The sequence below is a fragment of the Aeromicrobium sp. genome (assembly GCF_014378035.1).
In the GTDB taxonomy this organism is placed as follows: domain Bacteria; phylum Actinomycetota; class Actinomycetes; order Propionibacteriales; family Nocardioidaceae; genus Aeromicrobium.
Genome location: NZ_JACMOM010000297.1, coordinates 1 through 19,310, shown reverse-complemented (window position 1 = coordinate 19,310; position 19,310 = coordinate 1). Strand labels below are relative to the sequence as shown.

The 19,310-nt window shown below is 67.9% G+C and carries 19 protein-coding genes; 12 read left to right on the top strand and 7 right to left on the bottom strand.

Annotation, left to right across the window (positions count from 1 at the left end; all coding sequences use genetic code 11):
- Nucleotides 1-71 precede the first annotated feature (71 nt).
- The 3 genes from H7290_RS15710 to H7290_RS15700 are packed head-to-tail and all read right to left on the bottom strand — an operon-like array spanning nucleotide 72 to nucleotide 1,605.
- A complete protein-coding gene (locus H7290_RS15710) occupies nucleotides 72-356 on the bottom strand; it encodes a zf-HC2 domain-containing protein (protein WP_290514963.1) in 285 nt (94 codons plus the stop codon).
- Nucleotides 353-913, bottom strand: coding sequence for an RNA polymerase sigma factor (locus H7290_RS15705; protein ID WP_290514962.1), 561 nt, complete (start codon nucleotides 911-913; stop codon nucleotides 353-355). The genes H7290_RS15710 and H7290_RS15705 overlap by 4 nt, the downstream gene beginning before the upstream one ends.
- A gap of 53 nt (nucleotides 914-966) precedes the next feature.
- A complete protein-coding gene (locus H7290_RS15700; protein ID WP_290514961.1) occupies nucleotides 967-1,605 on the bottom strand; it encodes a methyltransferase domain-containing protein in 639 nt (212 codons plus the stop codon).
- A 120-nt stretch (nucleotides 1,606-1,725) separates the two neighbouring features.
- On the opposite strand from H7290_RS15700, the gene H7290_RS15695 reads away from it, so the two are divergent.
- A complete protein-coding gene (locus H7290_RS15695) occupies nucleotides 1,726-2,151 on the top strand; it encodes an SRPBCC family protein (protein WP_290514960.1) in 426 nt (141 codons plus the stop codon).
- A gap of 25 nt (nucleotides 2,152-2,176) precedes the next feature.
- Nucleotides 2,177-2,860, top strand: a complete 684-nt coding sequence (locus tag H7290_RS15690) for a GNAT family N-acetyltransferase (RefSeq protein WP_290514959.1) — start codon at nucleotides 2,177-2,179, stop codon at nucleotides 2,858-2,860.
- Nucleotides 2,861-2,863: 3 nt separating this feature from the next.
- Here H7290_RS15690 and H7290_RS15685 read toward each other — a convergent pair whose 3' ends face one another.
- On the bottom strand, nucleotides 2,864-3,784 hold the full coding sequence (locus H7290_RS15685; RefSeq protein WP_290514958.1) for an NAD-dependent epimerase/dehydratase family protein: 921 nt from the start codon (nucleotides 3,782-3,784) through the stop codon (nucleotides 2,864-2,866).
- A 123-nt stretch (nucleotides 3,785-3,907) separates the two neighbouring features.
- Between H7290_RS15685 and H7290_RS15680 the strand changes: the two genes are divergently transcribed.
- The gene (locus H7290_RS15680) at nucleotides 3,908-4,597 is read left to right on the top strand and encodes a TetR/AcrR family transcriptional regulator (RefSeq protein ID WP_290514957.1); all 690 of its coding nucleotides are present in this window, start codon (nucleotides 3,908-3,910) and stop codon (nucleotides 4,595-4,597) included.
- Between the two features lie 92 nt (nucleotides 4,598-4,689).
- Here H7290_RS15680 and H7290_RS15675 read toward each other — a convergent pair whose 3' ends face one another.
- Complete coding sequence (locus H7290_RS15675; RefSeq protein WP_290514956.1) at nucleotides 4,690-5,319, bottom strand: TetR family transcriptional regulator; 630 nt, start codon at nucleotides 5,317-5,319, stop codon at nucleotides 4,690-4,692.
- A gap of 174 nt (nucleotides 5,320-5,493) precedes the next feature.
- On the opposite strand from H7290_RS15675, the gene H7290_RS15670 reads away from it, so the two are divergent.
- From H7290_RS15670 to H7290_RS15640, 7 genes are read left to right on the top strand one after another with little or no spacing between them, the layout of a single operon-like run.
- Complete coding sequence (locus H7290_RS15670; RefSeq protein ID WP_290514955.1) at nucleotides 5,494-6,609, top strand: ferredoxin reductase; 1,116 nt, start codon at nucleotides 5,494-5,496, stop codon at nucleotides 6,607-6,609.
- A 23-nt stretch (nucleotides 6,610-6,632) separates the two neighbouring features.
- Nucleotides 6,633-7,937, top strand: coding sequence for an acyl-CoA desaturase (locus H7290_RS15665; protein ID WP_290514954.1), 1,305 nt, complete (start codon nucleotides 6,633-6,635; stop codon nucleotides 7,935-7,937).
- A 24-nt stretch (nucleotides 7,938-7,961) separates the two neighbouring features.
- Nucleotides 7,962-8,177 carry a hypothetical protein gene (locus tag H7290_RS15660; protein ID WP_290514953.1) on the top strand — a complete coding sequence of 72 codons (216 nt, stop codon included), beginning with the start codon at nucleotides 7,962-7,964 and terminating at the stop codon, nucleotides 8,175-8,177.
- 15 nt (nucleotides 8,178-8,192) lie between these two features.
- Entirely contained in the window at nucleotides 8,193-9,470 is a 1,278-nt protein-coding gene (locus H7290_RS15655; RefSeq protein ID WP_290514952.1) for an FAD-dependent oxidoreductase, read from the top strand.
- 7 nt (nucleotides 9,471-9,477) lie between these two features.
- Nucleotides 9,478-10,224: a DUF1365 domain-containing protein gene (locus H7290_RS15650; RefSeq protein ID WP_290514951.1), complete on the top strand. Its 747-nt coding sequence runs from the start codon at nucleotides 9,478-9,480 to the stop codon at nucleotides 10,222-10,224.
- The gene (locus H7290_RS15645; RefSeq protein WP_290514950.1) at nucleotides 10,221-11,456 is read left to right on the top strand and encodes a cyclopropane-fatty-acyl-phospholipid synthase family protein; all 1,236 of its coding nucleotides are present in this window, start codon (nucleotides 10,221-10,223) and stop codon (nucleotides 11,454-11,456) included. The genes H7290_RS15650 and H7290_RS15645 overlap by 4 nt, the downstream gene beginning before the upstream one ends.
- 3 nt (nucleotides 11,457-11,459) lie before the next feature.
- Nucleotides 11,460-11,744, top strand: a complete 285-nt coding sequence (locus tag H7290_RS15640) for a WhiB family transcriptional regulator (protein WP_290514949.1) — start codon at nucleotides 11,460-11,462, stop codon at nucleotides 11,742-11,744.
- Between the two features lie 145 nt (nucleotides 11,745-11,889).
- On the opposite strand, the gene H7290_RS15635 is transcribed toward H7290_RS15640, so the two are convergent.
- Together H7290_RS15635 and glnA are read right to left on the bottom strand one after the other, a co-directional pair.
- Nucleotides 11,890-14,811: a bifunctional [glutamine synthetase] adenylyltransferase/[glutamine synthetase]-adenylyl-L-tyrosine phosphorylase gene (locus H7290_RS15635; protein ID WP_290514948.1), complete on the bottom strand. Its 2,922-nt coding sequence runs from the start codon at nucleotides 14,809-14,811 to the stop codon at nucleotides 11,890-11,892.
- 106 nt (nucleotides 14,812-14,917) lie between these two features.
- On the bottom strand, nucleotides 14,918-16,255 hold the full coding sequence (gene glnA, locus H7290_RS15630; protein WP_290514947.1) for a type I glutamate--ammonia ligase: 1,338 nt from the start codon (nucleotides 16,253-16,255) through the stop codon (nucleotides 14,918-14,920).
- Nucleotides 16,256-16,352: 97 nt separating this feature from the next.
- Here glnA and H7290_RS15625 point away from each other — a divergent pair, with 97 nt between their 5' ends.
- Nucleotides 16,353-18,104, top strand: a complete 1,752-nt coding sequence (locus H7290_RS15625; RefSeq protein WP_290514946.1) for an NAD+ synthase — start codon at nucleotides 16,353-16,355, stop codon at nucleotides 18,102-18,104.
- A gap of 92 nt (nucleotides 18,105-18,196) precedes the next feature.
- Nucleotides 18,197-19,063, top strand: coding sequence for a 3-methyl-2-oxobutanoate hydroxymethyltransferase (panB, locus tag H7290_RS15620; protein ID WP_290514945.1), 867 nt, complete (start codon nucleotides 18,197-18,199; stop codon nucleotides 19,061-19,063).
- Nucleotides 19,064-19,310 lie beyond the last annotated feature (247 nt).

Below are 19,310 nucleotides of genomic sequence, written 5' to 3'. Positions count from 1 at the left end.
GCCGAGCACGAGCAGGTCCCAGGGGCCGTGCCTCTTCGGGAGCGGGTCCGAGACCCAGTCGACGGGTGTGATCACCGGTCACCCTGACCGTGCGACAGCCGCTGCGCCTGCAGGCGCAGCCGAGCGACCCGCGCCGGGTCGGGTCCCCCGCGCCGCTCACCGAACCGCGCGAGGGCGGCCTTCACACCGCGACCGCCGCTCAGCTCGGCATCGCAACGATCACAGACCGCGAGGTGGGCCTCCAGCCGTTGCGCGTCTGCTGCGGCCAGCGGAGCCGAGGGGTCGGCGTCGAGGTGACGCTGGATCCGCCGAGCGGACCAGTGGCACTCGATCATCGTGCGCAGTGCATGGATCATGCTCTCCTCCTGGTGGCCTGCGGACCTGCGAGGTGCTTGCGCAGGCGCGAGCGAGCGCGACTGAGCCGGGACATGACGGTCCCGATCGGGATGCCGATCACGTCGGCCGCCTCCTGGTACGACAGCTGCTCGACGTCGACCAACCAGACGACCGAACGGAAGCGGGGATCCAGCGCCGCGAGCGCCTCCTCGAGATCGTCGTCGATCACCTGGTCGACCCCGACGCCCTCGGGGCTGCCGGCGACCGACTGGCCGAAGGCGGGCGTGCGGTGCTCGAGGTCGGTGTGGGGGTCCGCCGTGACAGGACGCCGGCGCCGGTGGGTGTTGATGTGGGCGCGCCGCATGATCGTCAGCAGCCAGGCTCGCGGATGTGCCCCGTCGAAGCGGTCGATACCCTGATAGGCCCTGAGCAGGGTGTCCTGCACGAGGTCCTCGGCGTCTGACCACGATCCGGTGAGGCTCCGCGCAACGCGCAGCAAGATCTCGATCTCGGGCTCCACCTGCTCGGCGAATGCTGCCGACCGGGGTGCCGCGTCGGTGATCGGGGTCCGTTCCACGTCTGGGGAACCCGTTGACCGCTCCGGATCATTCCCGGCTCGTCCTCGATCCATCAGGGGCCAGCCGTCGTGGCGGTGTTGGTTCCTGCCGACACCACGACGTGCCCCGACCTGTGCCGTTCGGTGACCACGTCCTCGAGCTCGTCCTCGACGAGGGTCCACGGACGCCGATCGCGATCGACTCCCCCGGTGAAGCACGCGAGGCGGGCCGCCGGCTCGAGCAGGCGACCCGCTCCCGCGGGAAGCGCTAGATCGACGACGGCGAGCCGGCCGCCAGGACGGGTCGCAGCGCGCGCAGCCGTCCACGCGGCTCGCCAGTCGGGGATGATCGAGAGCGCGTACGTGCAGATCACCGCGTCGAAGGTCAGGTCGGCCACGAGCTCGTCCAGCCGGCCCGCGTCGGCATGGACGAGGGTGACCCCGCCCGCCGGGCCGATCTTGCGGCGCGCCTGAGCGAGCATCGATTCACTCGCATCGACGCCGACGATGTGCCCCGAGCTGGCGATGCGTTCGCGCAAGGGCGCGAAGTTGAGCCCGGTGCCGCAGCCGATGTCGAGCACCACGTCGCCCTCGGCGAGCCGCAGCTGTTCGATGGCGCGCAGCCGGCCGACACGGTAGACGGGCCATTCGAAGGAGACCAGGTCGTACATCACGGCGCCGGCGCCGTAGCGCGGCACGCGCAGAGGTCTCATTCGTTCAGCATGACCGATGCGTTCACACCGCAGTGACGAACGCCTCACCGCACCGATGGGGTCGGCTGCGGCAGGACACGGTTGGATGGGCGGGAGCATCACCCGCATCGAGGAGTCAGCTTGCCCCGCATCGCCCGTCGTATGTTCGTCGCCGCCCCCGCCGACCAGGTCTGGTCACTGATCCAGGACTTCGATCGCTGGCACCCGCGCCTGAACATCTACGCAGGAGGACCGGAGACCGATCCCGATCTGGTGGTCACGGTGGTCGAGCGCGACGACGAGACGATGAGCCTGTCGTACCGGATGCCCGAGCCGCCGTTCCCGATCACGGACCACCTCGCGGTCATCTCGGTCACCGAGTACCGCGAGTCCACGTGCCACGTCGAGTGGTCGGCCAGCTTCGAGAGCGACCCCGGCATCATGCACCAGCTCGAGGACGAGCTGGGCGATGACATCTTCTCCCTCGCCCTCGATCGCCTCGCCACCGCAGCCCACGAGCAGCGCGCGGCCGACGTCGCGGCCGAGGGCTCCTCCACCACTGCCTGACCAGCCCTGGTGCGATGATGCGCACGTGAACGACCCTGTCGCCGAGCGATGGATCTCGACGTGGGTCCATCTGCGCGAACGCGAGACCGACCTGGTTGACGGATGGCCGCTCGTGCATGTCGGCACCTCCTCCCGTCGCACCGAGCTGATCTGCGTCGACCCGGGTGTGCGGGAGCTCGAGGCGCTGCTCCCCCACGTCGCCGGCATCGGCGACGCGATGCTCACCGTCGTCGGCACCGACCTGACCGGCTATTGCGACCTGTCGCTGCCCGATGACGTGCGAGTCGACCGGGACGACGAGACCTTGATGACCACCGCCCTCGTGACCGCGGCCGTGCCGGCTGCACCCGACGGACTGACCGCCACCTTCGAGACCGACGGCCCGCGCACGACCTATCGCCTCGATGACAGCGCACGCGTCGCCGTGGAAGGCACGATGGGTATCCAGGACGGATGGGTCACCTTCGACGCCGTGGAGACCACGCCGGCATACCGTCGACGCGGCCTCGGTCGGCACGCCATGACGGCGATGTGTGCCCGGGCCGCCGCCGAGGGGGCCACGCACGGGATCCTCGCCGCATCGGCCGACGGCCGCGCCCTGTACGAGGCGCTCGGGTGGCGGGTCGAGCGTCAGCTGCTCTCGCTGATGGGGGTCGCCCAGACCATGCAGAACCAGACCGTGCAGAACCAGACCGTGCAGAACCACTGAGTATTAGTCGACCGCAGTGCGGCGGCACACTTCGTCCCACGGTGTCGGCTCCATGGCGAAGTGGGCCCGGGCGGCGGAGTCGTCGAGCACGTACGGCTTCGTCCACTGGTACGACAGCTCGTTCAGCTCTCGCATCATCGGCACGACGCGGGCCATGGCGCGGAAGACCGGCATCGGGATCGCCGACATCTTCACGGGAGGCTTGCCGACGCTGGCGAGCACGGCGGTGAGGGCCTCGGCCTGCGAGACCGCAGGATTGCTCGGCACGTGCCAGGTGCGGCCGTGCGCCACCTCGTCCTCGGCCGCGGCGATCAGCAGCCGGGCGGTGTCCAGCACGTCGGTGAAGGTGTGCGGCAGGTCGGTGCGGCCGATCATCCACGCCCGCCTGCCCCGCAGCGCGCCGGGCACCTGGCGCGAGATGTGGCCGTTGCCTCCCACGCCGGTACCGACATAGTCGGAGCCACGAACCTCGACGACACGGATCCGGCCCGCGTCGTGCAGCGCCTTCGCCTCGGCCCACATACCTGCACGCAGCACGCCCTTGTGGTCCGTCGCGGCATCGGGCATCGACTCGATCATGGGACCGTCGACGGGACCGTACGGATACAGGTTGCCGGTGATGGCGTACACGGCTCCCGAGCGTTCGGCCGCAGTGAGGAACGCCGCCGCCAGGGGCGGCCAGAACGTGTCCCAGCTCGTGTAGTCGCCCGGATTGGCGCAGTTGTACAGCACGGCGACACCCTCGGCCGCCGCACTCAGGGCGCCGGAGTCCGAGGCGTCGAGCTTCACGTGCCGCGCGCCGGCGATGCCGGTGTCGGTGCCTGACCGCGTCGCGACGACCACGTCGGAGCCGCGGTCGGCGAGCAGCCGAGCGACGTGTCGGCCGACGGGCCCGGCGCCGATGACGAGGTGACGATCGGTCATGGTTCTACCTCCAGATTCCAGAGAGCACCGCTCTCGTTTTCAGTAGAGCATCTCCGTGCACTCAAGGCAAGAGCGATGCTCTTGTTTGTTGCGGATGATCTCGGACCGCGTCACAGTGGTGTCATGGACAACGCTTCGAAGACGGCCCGCCAACGCGCCCGCGAGGAGATCACCGGCGAGATCATCACGGCGGCCCGCGCACGCCTGGCCGAGGTCGGGCCGGGCGAGCTGTCCCTCCGCTCGGTGGCCCGCGACGTCGGCATGGCCTCGTCGGCGGTGTACCGCTCCTTCCCCAGTCGCGTCGACCTGCTGACGGCCCTGCTGGTCGAGGCGTACGACGAGCTGGGCTCCGCGACCGAAGCGGCCGACCCCGGTGGTGCGCCACGAGACCGCTGGATGGCGGTGTGCCGGGCCACCCGCGCCTGGGCGCTGGGCCACCGGCACGAGTACGCACTGCTGTACGGCACGCCGGTGACCGGCTACGCGGCCCCTCAGGACACCGTCGTCCCGGCCACGCGGGTCATCGTGCGCCTGGTGCAGATCGTGGTCTCGGCGGACCCGACTCTCCCTCAGGCCGCCGCGACGTTCGGCGCCGAGGTGCAGGGCGCTGTCGACTCGATCGCCGACGCGACCGGGGCGACCGTCCCGGTGCCCGACCCCGAGGTGATCGGCCGCACCCTGATGGCGTGGTCCGGGCTCTTCGGCGTCATCTCCTTCGAGCTGTGGGGTCACCTGGTCGGCTCGATCAGCGACCACGACGCCTACTTCGACCAGGTCGCCCTTCGCCTCGCTGGCGACATCGGCATCACCTGATTCCCAGGAGAACCCCGATTCCCAACATCTCACCCTTGTTGCACCAGGGGTGAGGTGTCAGCTTTCGGGGTTCTCCTGGGAATCGATCACGGTCAGGACTCCCACTCACGGAAGCCGAGGACGATCAGGCGCATCTGGCGGCGGGCGCCTTCCTTGATGTGTTCCTCGAGGTCCGGACGGCGGTCGGGCATCTCGACCACCTCCTCGGCGTTCGACACCATGTTGCGCACGAACAGCCGCGAGACCATCTGCACGTCCTCGGTCGACCAGTTCTCGATGTTGGGCAGGCGGGCCAGCACGACGGCCAGCTCGCTGACGAACAGGTCCAGCTCGTGGCGGATGGCCCGACGCACGATCGACGAGCCACTCACGCGCTCGCGGGACACGAAGGCGAAGTGCGGCTTGGAGGTCTTGACCGACTCGACCAGCACCTCGGCCGCGGCGTCGATGATGTTCTCGAACATCTGGGGATCGCGCTGCGCCTCCCGGATCATGCGACGCAGCGTCGAGAACGACTGCTCGACCAGGGCCAGGCCCAGCTCATCCATCGAATCGAAGTGCCGGTAGAAAGCCGTGGGCACGACACCCGCGTGCCGGGCCACCTGACGCAGGCTGACCTGCGCAAATCCGTGCTGCTGGCCGAGGTCGAGCGCAGCATCCATGATCGCCTGGCGGGTGCGCTCCTTCTGCGCCTGCCGCGAGTCACCCACCAGCTCGGTCATGGCCCCATCCTACGGTCGAGCCTAGGGTCGAGTTCTCGGTGAACGCCTGTAGCCCCACCGGTCCGGCCGAAGTCGGCGTCGTGGTGGATGTCACGGGCGTGCCGACTTGCACACCGACCGCAGGCACGACATGATCTGAGTGTACGCACGTTCACTCAATCCTGAGAGGTCCTCATGGGTATCGTCCGCTCAGCGCTGGCCTCGAAGCCGGTCGCTGCCCTGACCTCTCCCCACCACGTCGACCACTACCTGGAGCGCATCCACCCGATGGCCACGGCCAGCGCGGTGCGCGGCACGGTCGTCGAGGTACGCCGCGAGACCGGTGACGCGAGCACCGTCGTGATCCGCGCCAACGGCGCCTGGAAGGGCTTCCGGCCCGGCCAGCACGTGCAGTTCGGCGTCGAGGTCGACGGCACCCGCCGGGTGCGCGTCTTCTCCGTCTCCAGCAGCGCCGCCACCCGCACGGGTCGCGCCCGCCGCACGTTCAGCGTGTCGGTCAAGGCCCACCCCGACGGCTACGTGTCGCAGTTCCTGCACCGTCAGATGACCCCCGGCACCACCATCTTCCTGTCCCAGGCCGAGGGCGAGTTCGTCCTTCCGGCGCACGTTCCCGACCACGTGCTGCTGGTCAGTGGCGGTTCGGGCATCACCCCGGTGATGTCGATGGTCCGCACCCTGCGCGACCAGGCCAAGGTCAGTGGCGGCCACAGCGGCCGCATCACCTTCTTGCACTACGCCCGCACCTTCGACGACGAGATGTTCACCACCGAGCTGGACCGGCTGGCCGACGCATCAGGCATCGAGATCGTGCGGGTCTACACGCGCGAATCGGTCCCGGGCGCCGAGCTGACCGGCCGGTTCACCATCGACCACCTCAAGCACCTCGGCATCGACCCGGTCGACACGCTCACCTACGCGTGTGGCCCGGCGGGTCTGATCGCCACGGTCCGCGACACCTACGCCGACCTCGGCGCCAGCGACCAGCTGCGCATGGAGTACTTCAAGGTCCCCAGCGTCGACCTCACCAACACCGACGCCGCCGGCACGCTCGAGTTCGACCTTGCCGGCACCACGACCGAGAACTCCGGCGCCACGATCCTCGAACAGGCCGAGGCCGCCGGACTCACGCCGGCCTTCGGCTGCCGCATGGGTGTCTGCAACACCTGCGCGGTCAAGAAGCTCGGCGGCGCCGTCCGCCACGTCGTCAGTGGCGAGGTCAAGGCCAACACTGACGAGACCATCAAGATCTGCGTCCATGTCCCCGTCGGCGATGTCACCGTCGCCCTATAGCCCGCGAATTCACGAGGAGCCACATGTCTCACAAACACGCACCCATCGAGCCGCTCAGCGCCTCGAACCACAACGAGGCCCCGAAGCCCCTGGTCGGCACCGACCCCGACCAGCGCGCCACGATCGGCCTCGACCTGCTCACCTATGAGCAGCTCGAGGAATTCGGCGACGAGCTCGACGCCGTGCGCCAGCGGGTGCTCGACGACCTCGGCCAGGCCGACGCCAACTACATCCGCCGCGTCATCCGGGTGCAGCAAACCGCCGAGGTGCTGGGTCGCATCACGATCTTCGCCGGCGTCTTCTCCATCTGGGCGCTCGTCGCGGGTGTGCTGCTGCTCGGCCTCTCCAAGATCCTCGACAACATGGAGATCGGCCACAACGTCATGCACGGCCAGTACGACTGGATGAACGATCCGATCGTCGACGGCAAGCGCTACGAGTGGGACAACATGGCCAATGCCCAGGACTGGAAGCGTGGCCACAACTTCCTGCACCACACCTACACCAACATCCACGGCATGGATCGCGACATCGGCTACAACTTGCTGCGCATCGATGGCGACCAGCCCTGGTACGGCACCCACCGCTTCAACCTGCCCCTCGCGTTCGTGCTGATGATGGTCTTCGAGTGGGGCGTGATGTATCACGGCGTCGAGCTCGACCAGTACCTGCAGGGCAAGATCAGCAAGACCGACTTCCAGGCCCGCAAGAAGCGCGCAGGCCAAAAGATCCGCAAGCAGGTCTTCAAGGACTACATCGCCTACCCCGCGCTCGGTCTCGCCCTCGTGCCGTTCGTCGGCTGGTCGGCGCCGCTCGCGATCCTCGGTGCCAACGTGGCAGCCAACATCATCCGCAACATCTGGACGTTCTCGATCATCTTCTGCGGACACTTCCCCGCCGAGGTGAAGACCTTCGCCGAGGAGGACGCGCAGAACGAGTCGCGCGGCCAGTGGTACCTCCGTCAGATCCTGGGTTCGGCGAACATCAGTGGCAGCAAGCCCTTCCACGTGCTGACCGGCAACCTGAGCTACCAGATCGAGCACCACCTGTTCCCCGACATCCCGGCTCGTCGCTATCCGGAGGTCGCCGTCGACGTCCACCGTCTGGTCGAGCAGTACGGCCTGCAGTACAACACCGGCCGCCTCTCCAAGCAGATGCTCAGCGTCGCCCGCCAGCTCACGGTCTACGGAGCCAAGCCCGAAGACCCGTACAAGATCGGCAACAGCCCCGAGTCCAAGGCACGTCGTCGCGCCAAGCGTGAGGCCGCCGCGCTGGCCATGGAGAAGGTGTACACGGACGAGGCTGGTGCGCCACACTTGTCCTCATAGTGGCCTGAGATCGAGAGGGACCCGATGGCACTCAGCCGGCGCGAGATCGCCAAGGACGTCGTCCAGCAGTCGGCCGAGGCAGCGATAGCCAGTGCGGGTCATGTCGTGGCCATCCTGTTCGAGACCGCACGCAAGATCACGACCGAGGTCGGAGCATTCGGGACCGAGCTCTTCGAGATCACCGAAGCCAGCAAACGTGCAGGTCAGGATGCAGGTGGCACCAATCCGGTCGTCGAGTAGCGACGAACCACGGGTATGAGCAACAGCGCTGGCAAACGACATGTCGCCGTCATCGGTTCGGGCGTCTCGGGCCTCACCGCCGCCTACATCCTTCGCAAGACCTGGGACGTCACCGTCTTCGAGTCCGATGATCGTTTTGGTGGCCACGCGCACACCCACACGGTTGAGGACGAGGACGCCACCCACCGGGTCGACAGTGGCTTCATCGTGCACAACGACCGCACCTATCCGTACCTGCGCCGGCTCTTCGCCGAGCTCGACGTCGACGTCCATGCGACCGAGATGTCGATGAGCATCCACTGCGACGGCTGCGGCCTCGAGTACGCCGGAGGCCGTGGCGGCAAGGGCATCTTCGCCCAGAAGCGGCGCCTCGTCGACCCCCGCTACCTCGCGATGCTGGTGGGGGTCAAGAAGTTCGGGCGGCTCGCCATGGCGTTGCTCGACAGCGAGGAGTCCCCGACGGAGCCTCAGACCTACGGCGATTTCCTGCGCATCCACGGCTTCTCCGAGTACTTCATCTCGCACTACGCGATCCCGGTCGTCTCGTGCGTGTGGTCATCCGGGCACGAAATGGCTCTGGAATATCCCGCGCGCTACCTCTTCGAGTTCCTCAAACACCACGGCTTCCTGTCCATCAAGGGCTCGCCGCAGTGGTACACCGTGACGGGTGGGTCGCACAGCTACATCGACAAGGTCACCGCTGCGATCGGCGACGTGCGTGTGTCGACCGGCATCCGGTCGATCACCCGCAAGCCTGACGGCGTCGAGCTGATCGACCCCGCCGGCATCGCTCACCACGCCGACGCCGTCGTCATCGCGACCCACGCCGACGACGCTCTCGCACTGTTGACCGACCCGAGCGACGACGAGCGGCGCGTGCTGGGAGCATTCGGCTACTCGCACAACGAGACGTTGCTGCACCGCGACCACTCCCAGCTGCCTGACGCCCCGGCTGCGCAGTCGGCGTGGAACTACCGGATGGACGACTGCGCCCAGCGCAGCGACCGCACCGCCGTGACCTACTGGATGAACAGGCTGCAGGGCATCGAGAGCGCTGAGCCATTCCTGGTCACGCTCAACGCGTCTGAGCGCATCGACCCGACGAAGGTCGTCGCCACGATGGACTACACCCATCCGATGTACACCCCCGAGTCGGTCGCGGCGCAAGGCGAGCTCGCAGGGTTGTTCACCGACCGCACGGTCTTCGCCGGTGCTTATCACGGCTGGGGATTCCATGAGGACGGCTGCCGATCCGGTGTCGAGGCCGCCGCCGCACTCGGCTCACCGTGGTGAGCACGCCATGGTGACGCCGACACTGCCCGCGCTGCCCGCGCTGGTCGAGGGGACGGTGGCCCACACCCGCCGCACGCCCTTGAAGCACCGCTTCACGAACCGCGTCTACCAGTGGCTCGTCGACGTCGACAACCTCCCGACGATGCCCCGGTTGCTGCGCCCGTTCTCGACATTCAGCGCCGCCGACCACATCGGCGACCCGACCGACACCATCCACGCCAACATCGAACGCTTCTGCAATGCACAGGGCGTCGACATCAGCGGGCACCGCCTGCTGATGCTCGCCAACGCCCGCGTGCTCGGCCACACCTTCGACCCGCTCAGCGTGTTCTGGGCCATCGCCCCCGACGAGTCGCTGACGTGCATCGTGGCGGAGGTGCACAACACGTACGGCGAGCGGCACGCCTACCTCCTGCAGACCGACGACGACGGGCGACAGAGCGTCGACAAGGCGTTCTACGTGTCGCCGTTCTTCACCGTCGAGGGCAAGTACGACCTGCAGTTCAAGCTCACGCCCGACGCCGTCTCGTCGACCGTGATCCTCCGACAGGGTGGCGAAGCGGTGTTCAGCGCGACGTTCCGGGGTACTCCGCGAGCAGCCACATCGGGCCGACTGGGGAAACTCCTCATCAAAATGCCGCTCATGACCCATCGCACCAGCGTGCTGATCCGAATACAGGGCGTATGGCTCTGGATCCGCAAACTGCCGGTCATCCCCCGTCCGGCTCATGAACCCCAGGAAGGCACGCAATGACGCAGATCGCCACCACCCGATGGTCCGGCATCGCGCACGCTCCCCGCACCCCGACGAAGGCGCGGGTCGCCAAGGCGATCCTGAAGCCCACCGTCAACCGCGTACCCGTGCGTCTCACCTTCGCCAACGGCACCACGTGGGGAGCCGGCGGACCCGACTCACCCGAGATGCGCCTGGTCCGTCCCAAGGCGTTCTTCGCCCGACTCGGCGCTGACACCAAGATCGGGTTCGGTGAGGCCTACATGGCCGGCGACTGGACTGCCGGTCACGGCACCGACCTGGCCGATCTGCTGACGCCGTTCGCCGAGCGCCTCACGTCGATCGTGCCGGAGCCGCTCCAGCGCTTCCGTGGCTTCGTCGACACAAAGCTGCCGCACCACCAGCGCAACTCGCTGGACGGGTCGCGCCAGAACATCGAGGCGCACTACGACCTGTCCAACGACCTCTTCACCCAGTTCCTCGACCCGACCATGAGCTACTCGGCCGCGTGGTTCGAGGACGACAACCAGGACCTGGAGTCGGCACAGCTGCGCAAGATCGATGCGATCCTCGATGACGCCCACGTCGGCGAGGGCACCCGTGTCCTCGAGATCGGTAGCGGGTGGGGCGCACTCGCCATCCGTGCTGCCAAGCGTGGCGCCAAGGTCACCACCATCACGATCTCCAAAGAGCAGGCCGCGCTTGCGGAGGAGAAGTTCGCCGAGGCTGGCGTCGACGTCGACCTGCAGCTCGTCGACTACCGCGAGGTCCGCGGCGAGTACGACGCCATTGTCAGCGTCGAGATGATCGAGGCTGTCGGCGAGGAGTACTGGCCGACCTACTTCGCGACGATAGACAAGCTGCTCGCTCCCGGCGGCCACGTGTCGATCCAGGCCATCACGATGGAGCACCACCGCTACCTCGCGACCCGCAACTCGTACGGCTGGATCCAGAAGTACATCTTCCCCGGCGGGCTCATCCCCTCCCTGCAGGCTGTCGACGACACCCTCGCCGAACACACGACGCTGGCCGTGACCAACCGTCGATCACTCGGCCAGGACTATGCGCGGACGCTGCGCGAGTGGCGCGACAACTTCAACGGCAACTGGTCAACCATCAACGCCCAGGGCTTCGATGAGACCTTCCGCCGCATGTGGGAGTTCTACCTCGCGTACTGCGAGGCGGGTTTCAAGACGGGCTACATCGACGTTCACCAGATCCAGATGTCCCGCACCAACGAGACGGGGCGTTGAATCATGGCCAGCATCTCTCGTCTCCCCATGCCCCTGCAGGACATCTACGAGTGGCAGTACGACGGAGCTTGCCGTGAGGTGGACCCCGAGACCTTCTTCTCACCGGACGCCGAGCGCGGACCCCGACGTCGCGCCCGCGAGGCCAAGGCCAAGGCGCTCTGCGCCGTGTGCCCCGTCGTCCAAGAGTGCCTCAACCACGCACTGACGGTACGTGAGCCCTACGGCGTGTGGGGCGGGCTCAACATCAACGAGCGCGACAACCTGCTCGCCCACCGCAAGACCGGCTGACCCTCCCGCTCCCCTCCCGCTACTGGGGACTCACCTCCCCGCTGAGTGTGACGTTTCTGCTGCACTTTCGGCAGTTCTGCAGCAGAAACGTCACACTCAGCGGGGACGGGACGGGACTCGGCGGGGTGGGGCGGATTGGGGGGGCTTACTCGTAGAAGATGCGCTCCACGACCTTGCGTGCCTGGCGGGTGGTACGCAGGTAGTCGTCCACCATGCGCTCGCTCTGATCCATCCCGTAGCCGAGAAGGTGTGCGACGCCGGCGCGCTCGGTGGCCTGCTCGACCATCGACTCGGCCGGCTTGCCACGCATCAGCACCACCGCGTTGCGGATGCGGCTGACGAGGCGCCAGGCCGATTCGAGCGCGTGGGCGTCGTCAGCATCGATCAGCTCGGCCCTCGCGGCAGCATGCAGTGCGTCGAGGGTCCGGGTCGTACGCAGCTCGGGCACCGCGAAGGCGTGCTGCATCTGCAGCAGCTGCACCGTCCACTCGACGTCGGCAAGGCCTCCACGACCCAGCTTGAGGTGCATGTTGGGGTTGGCACCGCGCGGCAGCCGTTCGGAGTCGATGCGCGCCTTGATGCGACGGATCTCGCGCACCTCGGCTGCGGTCGCTCCACCTTCGGGCCAGCGGAGTGGGTCGATCAAGGCCGTGAACCGCTCGCAGATGTCGGCGTCTCCGACTGCCGGGCTTGCCCGTAGAAGCGCCTGCGCCTCCCAGACCGCCGACCACTTTTCGTAGTAGCCCCTGTAGGCCGAGAACGTGCGCACCAGCGCCCCGCTCCGACCTTCAGGCCTCAGCTCGGCGTCGACCTCGAGCGGCGGGTCGACGGACGGGGCGGACAACATCCTGCGCAGCCCCTGGGCGACGGCCATCGCCGCCTGCGCCGCCTCGGTCTCATCCGCTCCAGCGACGGGCTCGTGCACGAACATCACGTCAGCGTCAGAGCCGTAACCGGCCTCTCCCCCACCGAGACGGCCCATCAGCACGATCGCCATGCGCATCGGCATGCCGCCACGCTCGGCCCGTACCGCGGCAGTTGCCACCTTGAGTGCACCGTCGAGTGTCGCCGTGGAGATGTCAGTGAGCGCTTCGCCCACCTCGAGGATGTCGAGCCGGCCGAGCACGTCGGCGATGCCGACGCGGGACAGCTCGCGTCGTCGCACCCGGCGCACCGCCCGAATGGCGTTCTGCGGGTCGTCATGACGTCCGGCAGCGAGATCGACCTCACTGCGGAGACGGTCTCGCTCGCGCGGGACGAGCTCGGCGTCGTCGCCGAGGAGCGCGACGGAGTCGGGTGCGCGCAGGATGAGATCGGCGACGTACCGGCTGGACGACAGCACGTGCGCGAGCTGCTCGGCGCCGGCGCCCTCGTCGCGCAGCTTGCGCAGGTACCAGTGGGTCTCACCGAGGCCCTCGGAGATCTTGCGGAACGCAAGCAGGCCGCCGTCGGGGTCAGGCGACTCAGCGAACCAGGCCAACATCGCCGGCAGCAGCGACTTCTGGATGGAAGCACGACGCGACAGCCCCGACGTCAGCGCCTGGATGTGTGTCAGGGCCCCGCGCGGGTCGATGAAACCCAGAGCGGTGAGCCGTTGCTCCGCCGCCAGCGGGGTGAGTCGCAGCCCGGCGCTCGGCAACGACGCGACCGCCTCGAGCAGGGGCTGGAAGAACAGCTTCTCGTGCAGCCGCCGGACGATGCGCCGGTGCGCCTGCCACTCCCGTGTCAGGCTCTCGACAGGATTGTGCCGAAAACCCATGCTGCGCCCGATGCGCCGCAGGTCCTCCGGATCGTCCGGCACGATGTGGCTTCGGCGGAGTCGGTAGAGCTGGATGCGGTGCTCGAGGGTGCGCAGGAACTCGTAAGCCTCTTCCATCGCGGCACCATCACGACGTCCGACGTAGCCGCCCTCGATCAACGCCCGCAGCGCCGCGAGCGTGGTGGGGCTGCGCAACGACTCGTCGGCGCGACCGTGCACGAGCTGCAGCAGCTGGACGGCGAACTCGACGTCGCGCAAGCCTCCGGAGCCGAGCTTGAGCTGTCGGTCACGATGCCCGGGTGGGATGTTGTCGATCACCCGGCGACGCATCGCGCGCACATCGGTGACGAAATTGTCGCGGGTGCTCGCCGACCAGATCATCGGCGAGAGCGCATCGAGGTAGGCCTGCCCGAGTGACTCGTCGCCGGCCGCGAAGCGAGCCTTGAGCAGCGCCTGGAACTCCCAGGTCGTGGCCCACCGTTCGTAGTACGCGACATGACTCGCGAGCGACCGCACCAGGGGGCCGGCCTTGCCCTCGGGCCGCAGGTTGGCATCGACCTCCCAGATCGTGCCCTCGCCGGTGTGCTCCCTGCACAGCTTCATGACGGCGGAGGCAATACGTGTCGCGGCGTTGTTGGCGGCCTGGTCGTCACCACCGGGCGGGCAGTCGTAGACGAAGATGACGTCGACGTCACTGAGGTAGTTGAGCTCGTGACCACCGGTCTTGCCCATCGCCATGATCGAGAAGCGGCAGAGCGCCGGGTCGTCCTCCTGGCCGCGGGCGATCTTGAGAGCTGCTCCAAGGGTCGCGAGCGCGAGGTCGGACAGCTCGGCCGACGACTGCTCGAAGCTCGTCAACGCGGTCAGGTCACGGGCGGCGATGTGCAGAAGCTTGCGGTAGTAACCGATGCGAAGCTCGTCGGCCGTCGTCGCCTCCTCCATCTGCCTGCGGCGCTTCTCGAGGCTGATGGGCGTGGTGCTCAGCTCGTCCGACGCGAGGTCGGAGACGTGCTCGGGGTGACGCACGAGGAAGTCACCGAGCGCCCCGCTGGTGCCGAGGACCACGAGCAGCCGCTGCCGCAGGTCGTCGTCGGACTTCAGCAGCGAGAGCAGCGCAGGGCCGCCGAGCCGCTGGCCGATGGCCGTGAGCGACGTCAGCGCCGTGTCAGGGCTGGCGACCCCGGCGATCTGGTCGACCAGCGAGTCGGGGACGTCACCGAGCCTGCCAAGATCGGCCGCCGCTCCGTCACCGTTGCGAAAACCCTTGCGCGCCAACGTCTGGGCGGGCTCACGCGCAACAGTTGTCACCCGTGAAGGCTACTCGACCCACCCCTCCCCAAGATATGGCCTGTCAGGCACTGAATCTGCGCGGCGACGCCGAAGAAACGGTGCTCGAGCCACCACTCCCCCGGGGTCAGACCATCGGCATGAGGCGGTCGATCTCGAACTGCGTGACCTGCGATCGGTAGTCCTGCCACTCTGCGCGCTTGTTGCGCAGGAAGAAGTCGAACACGTGCTCGCCGAGGGTCTCCGCGACGAGCTCGCTGGTCTCCATGGTGCGGATGGCCTCGTCGAGGTTGCGTGGCAGCGGCGCGATGCCCATGGCTTTGCGCTCGTTCTCCGTCAGCGACCAGACGTTGTCCTCGGCCTCGGGCGGCAGCTCATACTTCTCCACGATGCCCTTGAGGCCGGCTGCCAGCACCAACGCGAAGGCGAGGTAGGGGTTGCAGGCGGCATCGATGGCGCGGTGCTCGACGCGCGCCGACTGTCCCTTGTGCGGCTTGTACATCGGCACGCGGATGAGGGCCGAGCGGTTGTTGTGGCCCCAGCACAGGTAGTTGGGAGCCTCTCCCCCGCCCGCGAGGCGCTTGTAGGAGTTGACCCACTGGTTGGTGACGGCCGTGATCTCGGGCGTGTGGTGCAGGACGCCGGCGATGAAGGCCCGACCCGTCTGCGACAGCTGGTACTCCGCGCCGGCTTCGTAGAACGCGTTCTCGTCGCCCTCGAACAGCGATACATGGGTGTGCATGCCCGAGCCGGGGTGATCGGTGAACGGCTTCGGCATGAACGATGCCCACTTGTCCTGGCCCAGTGCGACCTCGCGGACGACCGTGCGGAACGTCATGATGTTGTCGGCCGTCGAGAGCGCGTCGGCGTAGCGCAGGTCGATCTCCTGCTGACCCGGCCCACCCTCGTGATGGCTGAACTCGACCGAGATGCCCATGTTCTCCAGCATCGTGATGACCTCCCGACGGAAGTCCTGCCCGCCGCCCTGAGCGGTGTGGTCGAAGTAGCCGCTGTCGTCGACAGGGACCGGCCAGTCGCCCTTGTCGGGCTTGCCCTTGAACAGGTAGAACTCGATCTCGGGGTGCGTGTAGAACGTGAACCCGGCTTCAGCGGCCTTCTGCAGCGTGCGCTTGAGCACGTGGCGCGGATCGGCGTACGACGGAGTGCCGTCGGGCATCAGGATGTCGCAGAACATCCGGGCGGTCGCGGGGGTCTCGCCGCGCCACGGCAGGATCTGGAACGTCGCCGGATCGGGCATCGCGAGCATGTCTGCCTCGTGCACCCGGGCGAAGCCCTCGATCGCCGAGCCGTCGAACCCGATGCCCTCGGAGAACGCACCGTCGAGCTCCGCCGGGGCAATGGCCACCGACTTCAGGGAACCCAGCACGTCGGTGAACCACAGCCGTACGAATCGGACGTCACGCTCCTCGAGCGCACGAAGGACAAAGTCTTCCTGTTTTCCCATGCTGCCAGTGTGACGAGCACGTGTTACGGCAATGTTTCGCGCCCAGCGCGCCTCTGGAAGCGGGAGCGAGGACGTGGGGCGGCGATAGGCTGGCGGCGTGCCCCAGCTGCGTCTCGCTCTCGCCCAGGTCAACGCCACCGTCGGCGACCTCGCCGGCAATGCCGACCTCGTCGTCGACCGGTGCAAGGAGGCGTTCGAGCGGGGCGTGCACCTCATCGTGTTCCCCGAGATGATGCTGACCGGCTACCCCATCGAGGACCTCGCCATGCGTGCGTCGCTCATCAAGGCGTCGCAGGCCACTGCCGAGGCGCTGGCCGCACGGTTGCAGGACGAAGGCTGCGGCGAGCTCGTCGCCTTCGTCGGCTTCCTCGACCAGGCTCACGGCATGGCCGAGAGTCTCGGCATTCCCAAGGACGCCCCGCTCAACTCGGTGGCCGTCATGCACGGCGGGCAGATCGTGGCCCGTCAGGCCAAGCACCACCTCTGGAACTACGGCGTCGGTGACGAGATCCGCAACTTCGTGCCCGGCGACACCATCAACATCGTGCAGGTCGGCGGCATCGACGTGGCTCTCGCGATCTGCGAGGACCTGTGGCGCGACGGACCCTCCGCGGCGGCCAAGGCCGCCGATGCAGCGCTGCTCGTCGTGCCCAACGGCTCCCCCTACGAGGCCGACAAGGACGACGTCCGCCTCGATCTCTGTGCGCGCCGCGCACGCGAGGGTGACTGCGTCCTGGCCTACGTCAACCTGGTCGGCGGCCAGGACGAGCTGGTGTTCGACGGCGACTCGATCGTGGTCGACCCGTTCGGCACGGTCCTCGGCCGGTCGGGCCAGTTCGAGCCCGAGCTGCTCGTCGTCGATCTCGAGCTTCCCGCGGCGACCCCCGCCATGCCCGACCCCGACGAGCGCTTCGGCGGTCTCGCGATCAGGCGCACCATCATCTCGTCGGAGCCGATCGCACCCTACGAGCCAATGACGGCCGTTCACGCCGAACGACTCCCGCGCGCCGAGGAGATCTACACCGCGCTCGTCACGGGGCTGCGCGACTACGTCCACAAGAATGGCTTCGCCTCGGTGCTGCTGGGGATGTCAGGCGGCATCGACTCGACCCTCGTCGCCTCCATCGCCGTCGATGCACTCGGTCCCGAGAACGTCTTCGGCGTGTCGAACCCCAGTGCCTGGTCGAGCGAGCACTCCCGATCGGACGCAGCCGAGCAGGCCAGCCGCACGGGCCTCTCGCTCGACACCATCGCGATCGCCCCGATCTTTGACGCCTACCAGGAGGCCCTGCACCTCGACGGCCTCGCGGAGGAGAACCTGCAGGCTCGCGTCCGCGCGGTCATCTGGATGGGCTTGTCCAACCAGCACGGGCACCTCGTCCTGGCGTGCGGCAACAAGTCCGAGCTCGCGACCGGTTACTCGACGATCTACGGCGACGCAGTCGGCGCCTACGCACCGATCAAGGACGTCCCCAAGACCCTCGTGTGGGAGCTCGCCCGGTGGCGCAACGCCACCGCGACCGTGCGGGGCGAGACCCCACCCATTCCCGAGGGGACCATCACCAAGGCGCCGTCCGCCGAGCTGCGCCCCGGGCAGCTCGACTCCGACTCGCTGCCTCCCTACGACCTGCTTGACGCGGTGCTGGACGCCTACGTCGAGCGCGACCTCGGGTCTGCCGATGTCATCGCCGAAGGGTTCGACCCTGCTCTCGTCGAGCGCGTCATCACGCTCGTCGACAGGGCCGAGTACAAGCGCCGGCAGTATCCCCCGGGCCCGAGGGTGTCGCGACGCAACTTCGGCCGCGACCGCCGGGTGCCGATCACGCACCGCTGGCACGAGAAGCTGTAACCCTTCTCACGCCTCGCGGGCGTCCGGAGTCTGGCACGCTGGAGGCATCCGTGGACTCCGCCAGGTGCCGCGAGACCGAAGGAGCATCACCCATGACCGACACGAGCCCAGAAGAGACCGCGCCCTACGGCGGCGGCCCGGCCACCGCCTCACCCACCGTGCGCAAGGTGCGGACGCACCACCTCATGCAGTGGAAAGAGGCAGGGCAGAAGTGGGCGATGCTCACGGCCTACGACCAGTACGCCGCGGCGACGTTCGACGAGGCCGGCATCCCCGTCATGCTCGTCGGTGACTCGGCCTCCAACAACGTCTTCGCGAACGAGACGTCGTTGCCCGTGACCGTCGACGAGCTCATCCCGCTCGTCCGGGCCGTCACCCGCTCGACGACTCGCGCACTGATCGTTGCCGACCTCCCGTTCGGGTCCTACCAGGGCTCGCCGCAGCAGGCGTTCGACACCGCGGTGCGCTTCATGAAGGAAGCCAACGCGCACGCCGTCAAGCTTGAGGGCGGACTGCCGATGGTCCCCCAGGTCAAGCTGCTCACTGATGCGGGCATCCCCGTGATGGCGCACATCGGCTTCACCCCGCAGGCCGAGCACAACCTGGGCGGCTACCGCGTACAGGGTCGCGGTGAGGCAGCCGAGCAGCTCCTCACCGAGGCGAAGGCATTCGAGGAGGCCGGTGCGTTCGCCATCGTCATGGAGATGGTTCCGGCGCCGGTCGCCGCCGAGGTGACGAGGGCGCTGCGCATTCCCACCATCGGCATCGGGGCTGGCATCGACTGCGACGCCCAGGTGCTGGTCTGGCAGGACATGATGGGCTTGCGCACCGGAAAGGCCCCGCGATTCGTCAAGCGCTACGCCGACCTGCACGGTCTGATGCTCAACGCTGCGAAGGCGTACGCCGATGACGTCGCCAACGGCTCGTTCCCTGCCGCGGAACACTCCTTCGACAGCTGACCTCACCCACCCCCGCGCTCACCCACCCCCGCCCGCGCTGGGAGTGACGCTCTTGAGCCGACACGCCGACCCAAACCGCAACAGTGTCACTGCCAGCGCGGACGGGACTGGCGCGGACGGGACTGGCGCGGATGGGTCAGCGCCCCCAGCCCCAGAAGGTGGCGCCGACGTAGGCGAGGCCCCCATTCAGCAGTGCGCCGATCAGGGGCACTGCCACGCACCACACGGGCTTCGTGCGCGCCCATCG

Excerpts from the sequence above, each read along its gene's own strand:
- H7290_RS15710 (WP_290514963.1), bottom strand. The coding sequence starts at position 356 with ATGATCCATGCACTGCGCACGATGATCGAGTGCCACTGGTCCGCTCGG.
- H7290_RS15665 (WP_290514954.1), top strand. The coding sequence starts at position 6,633 with ATGTCTCACAAACACGCACCCATCGAGCCGCTCAGCGCCTCGAACCAC.
- panB (WP_290514945.1), top strand. The coding sequence starts at position 18,197 with ATGACCGACACGAGCCCAGAAGAGACCGCGCCCTACGGCGGCGGCCCG.
- H7290_RS15670 (WP_290514955.1), top strand. The coding sequence starts at position 5,494 with ATGGGTATCGTCCGCTCAGCGCTGGCCTCGAAGCCGGTCGCTGCCCTG.
- H7290_RS15675 (WP_290514956.1), bottom strand. The coding sequence starts at position 5,319 with ATGACCGAGCTGGTGGGTGACTCGCGGCAGGCGCAGAAGGAGCGCACC.
- H7290_RS15640 (WP_290514949.1), top strand. The coding sequence starts at position 11,460 with ATGGCCAGCATCTCTCGTCTCCCCATGCCCCTGCAGGACATCTACGAG.
- H7290_RS15645 (WP_290514950.1), top strand. The coding sequence starts at position 10,221 with ATGACGCAGATCGCCACCACCCGATGGTCCGGCATCGCGCACGCTCCC.
- H7290_RS15650 (WP_290514951.1), top strand. The coding sequence starts at position 9,478 with ATGGTGACGCCGACACTGCCCGCGCTGCCCGCGCTGGTCGAGGGGACG.
- H7290_RS15660 (WP_290514953.1), top strand. The coding sequence starts at position 7,962 with ATGGCACTCAGCCGGCGCGAGATCGCCAAGGACGTCGTCCAGCAGTCG.
- glnA (WP_290514947.1), bottom strand. The coding sequence starts at position 16,255 with ATGGGAAAACAGGAAGACTTTGTCCTTCGTGCGCTCGAGGAGCGTGAC.
- H7290_RS15700 (WP_290514961.1), bottom strand. The coding sequence starts at position 1,605 with ATGAGACCTCTGCGCGTGCCGCGCTACGGCGCCGGCGCCGTGATGTAC.
- H7290_RS15655 (WP_290514952.1), top strand. The coding sequence starts at position 8,193 with ATGAGCAACAGCGCTGGCAAACGACATGTCGCCGTCATCGGTTCGGGC.
- H7290_RS15680 (WP_290514957.1), top strand. The coding sequence starts at position 3,908 with ATGGACAACGCTTCGAAGACGGCCCGCCAACGCGCCCGCGAGGAGATC.
- H7290_RS15685 (WP_290514958.1), bottom strand. The coding sequence starts at position 3,784 with ATGACCGATCGTCACCTCGTCATCGGCGCCGGGCCCGTCGGCCGACAC.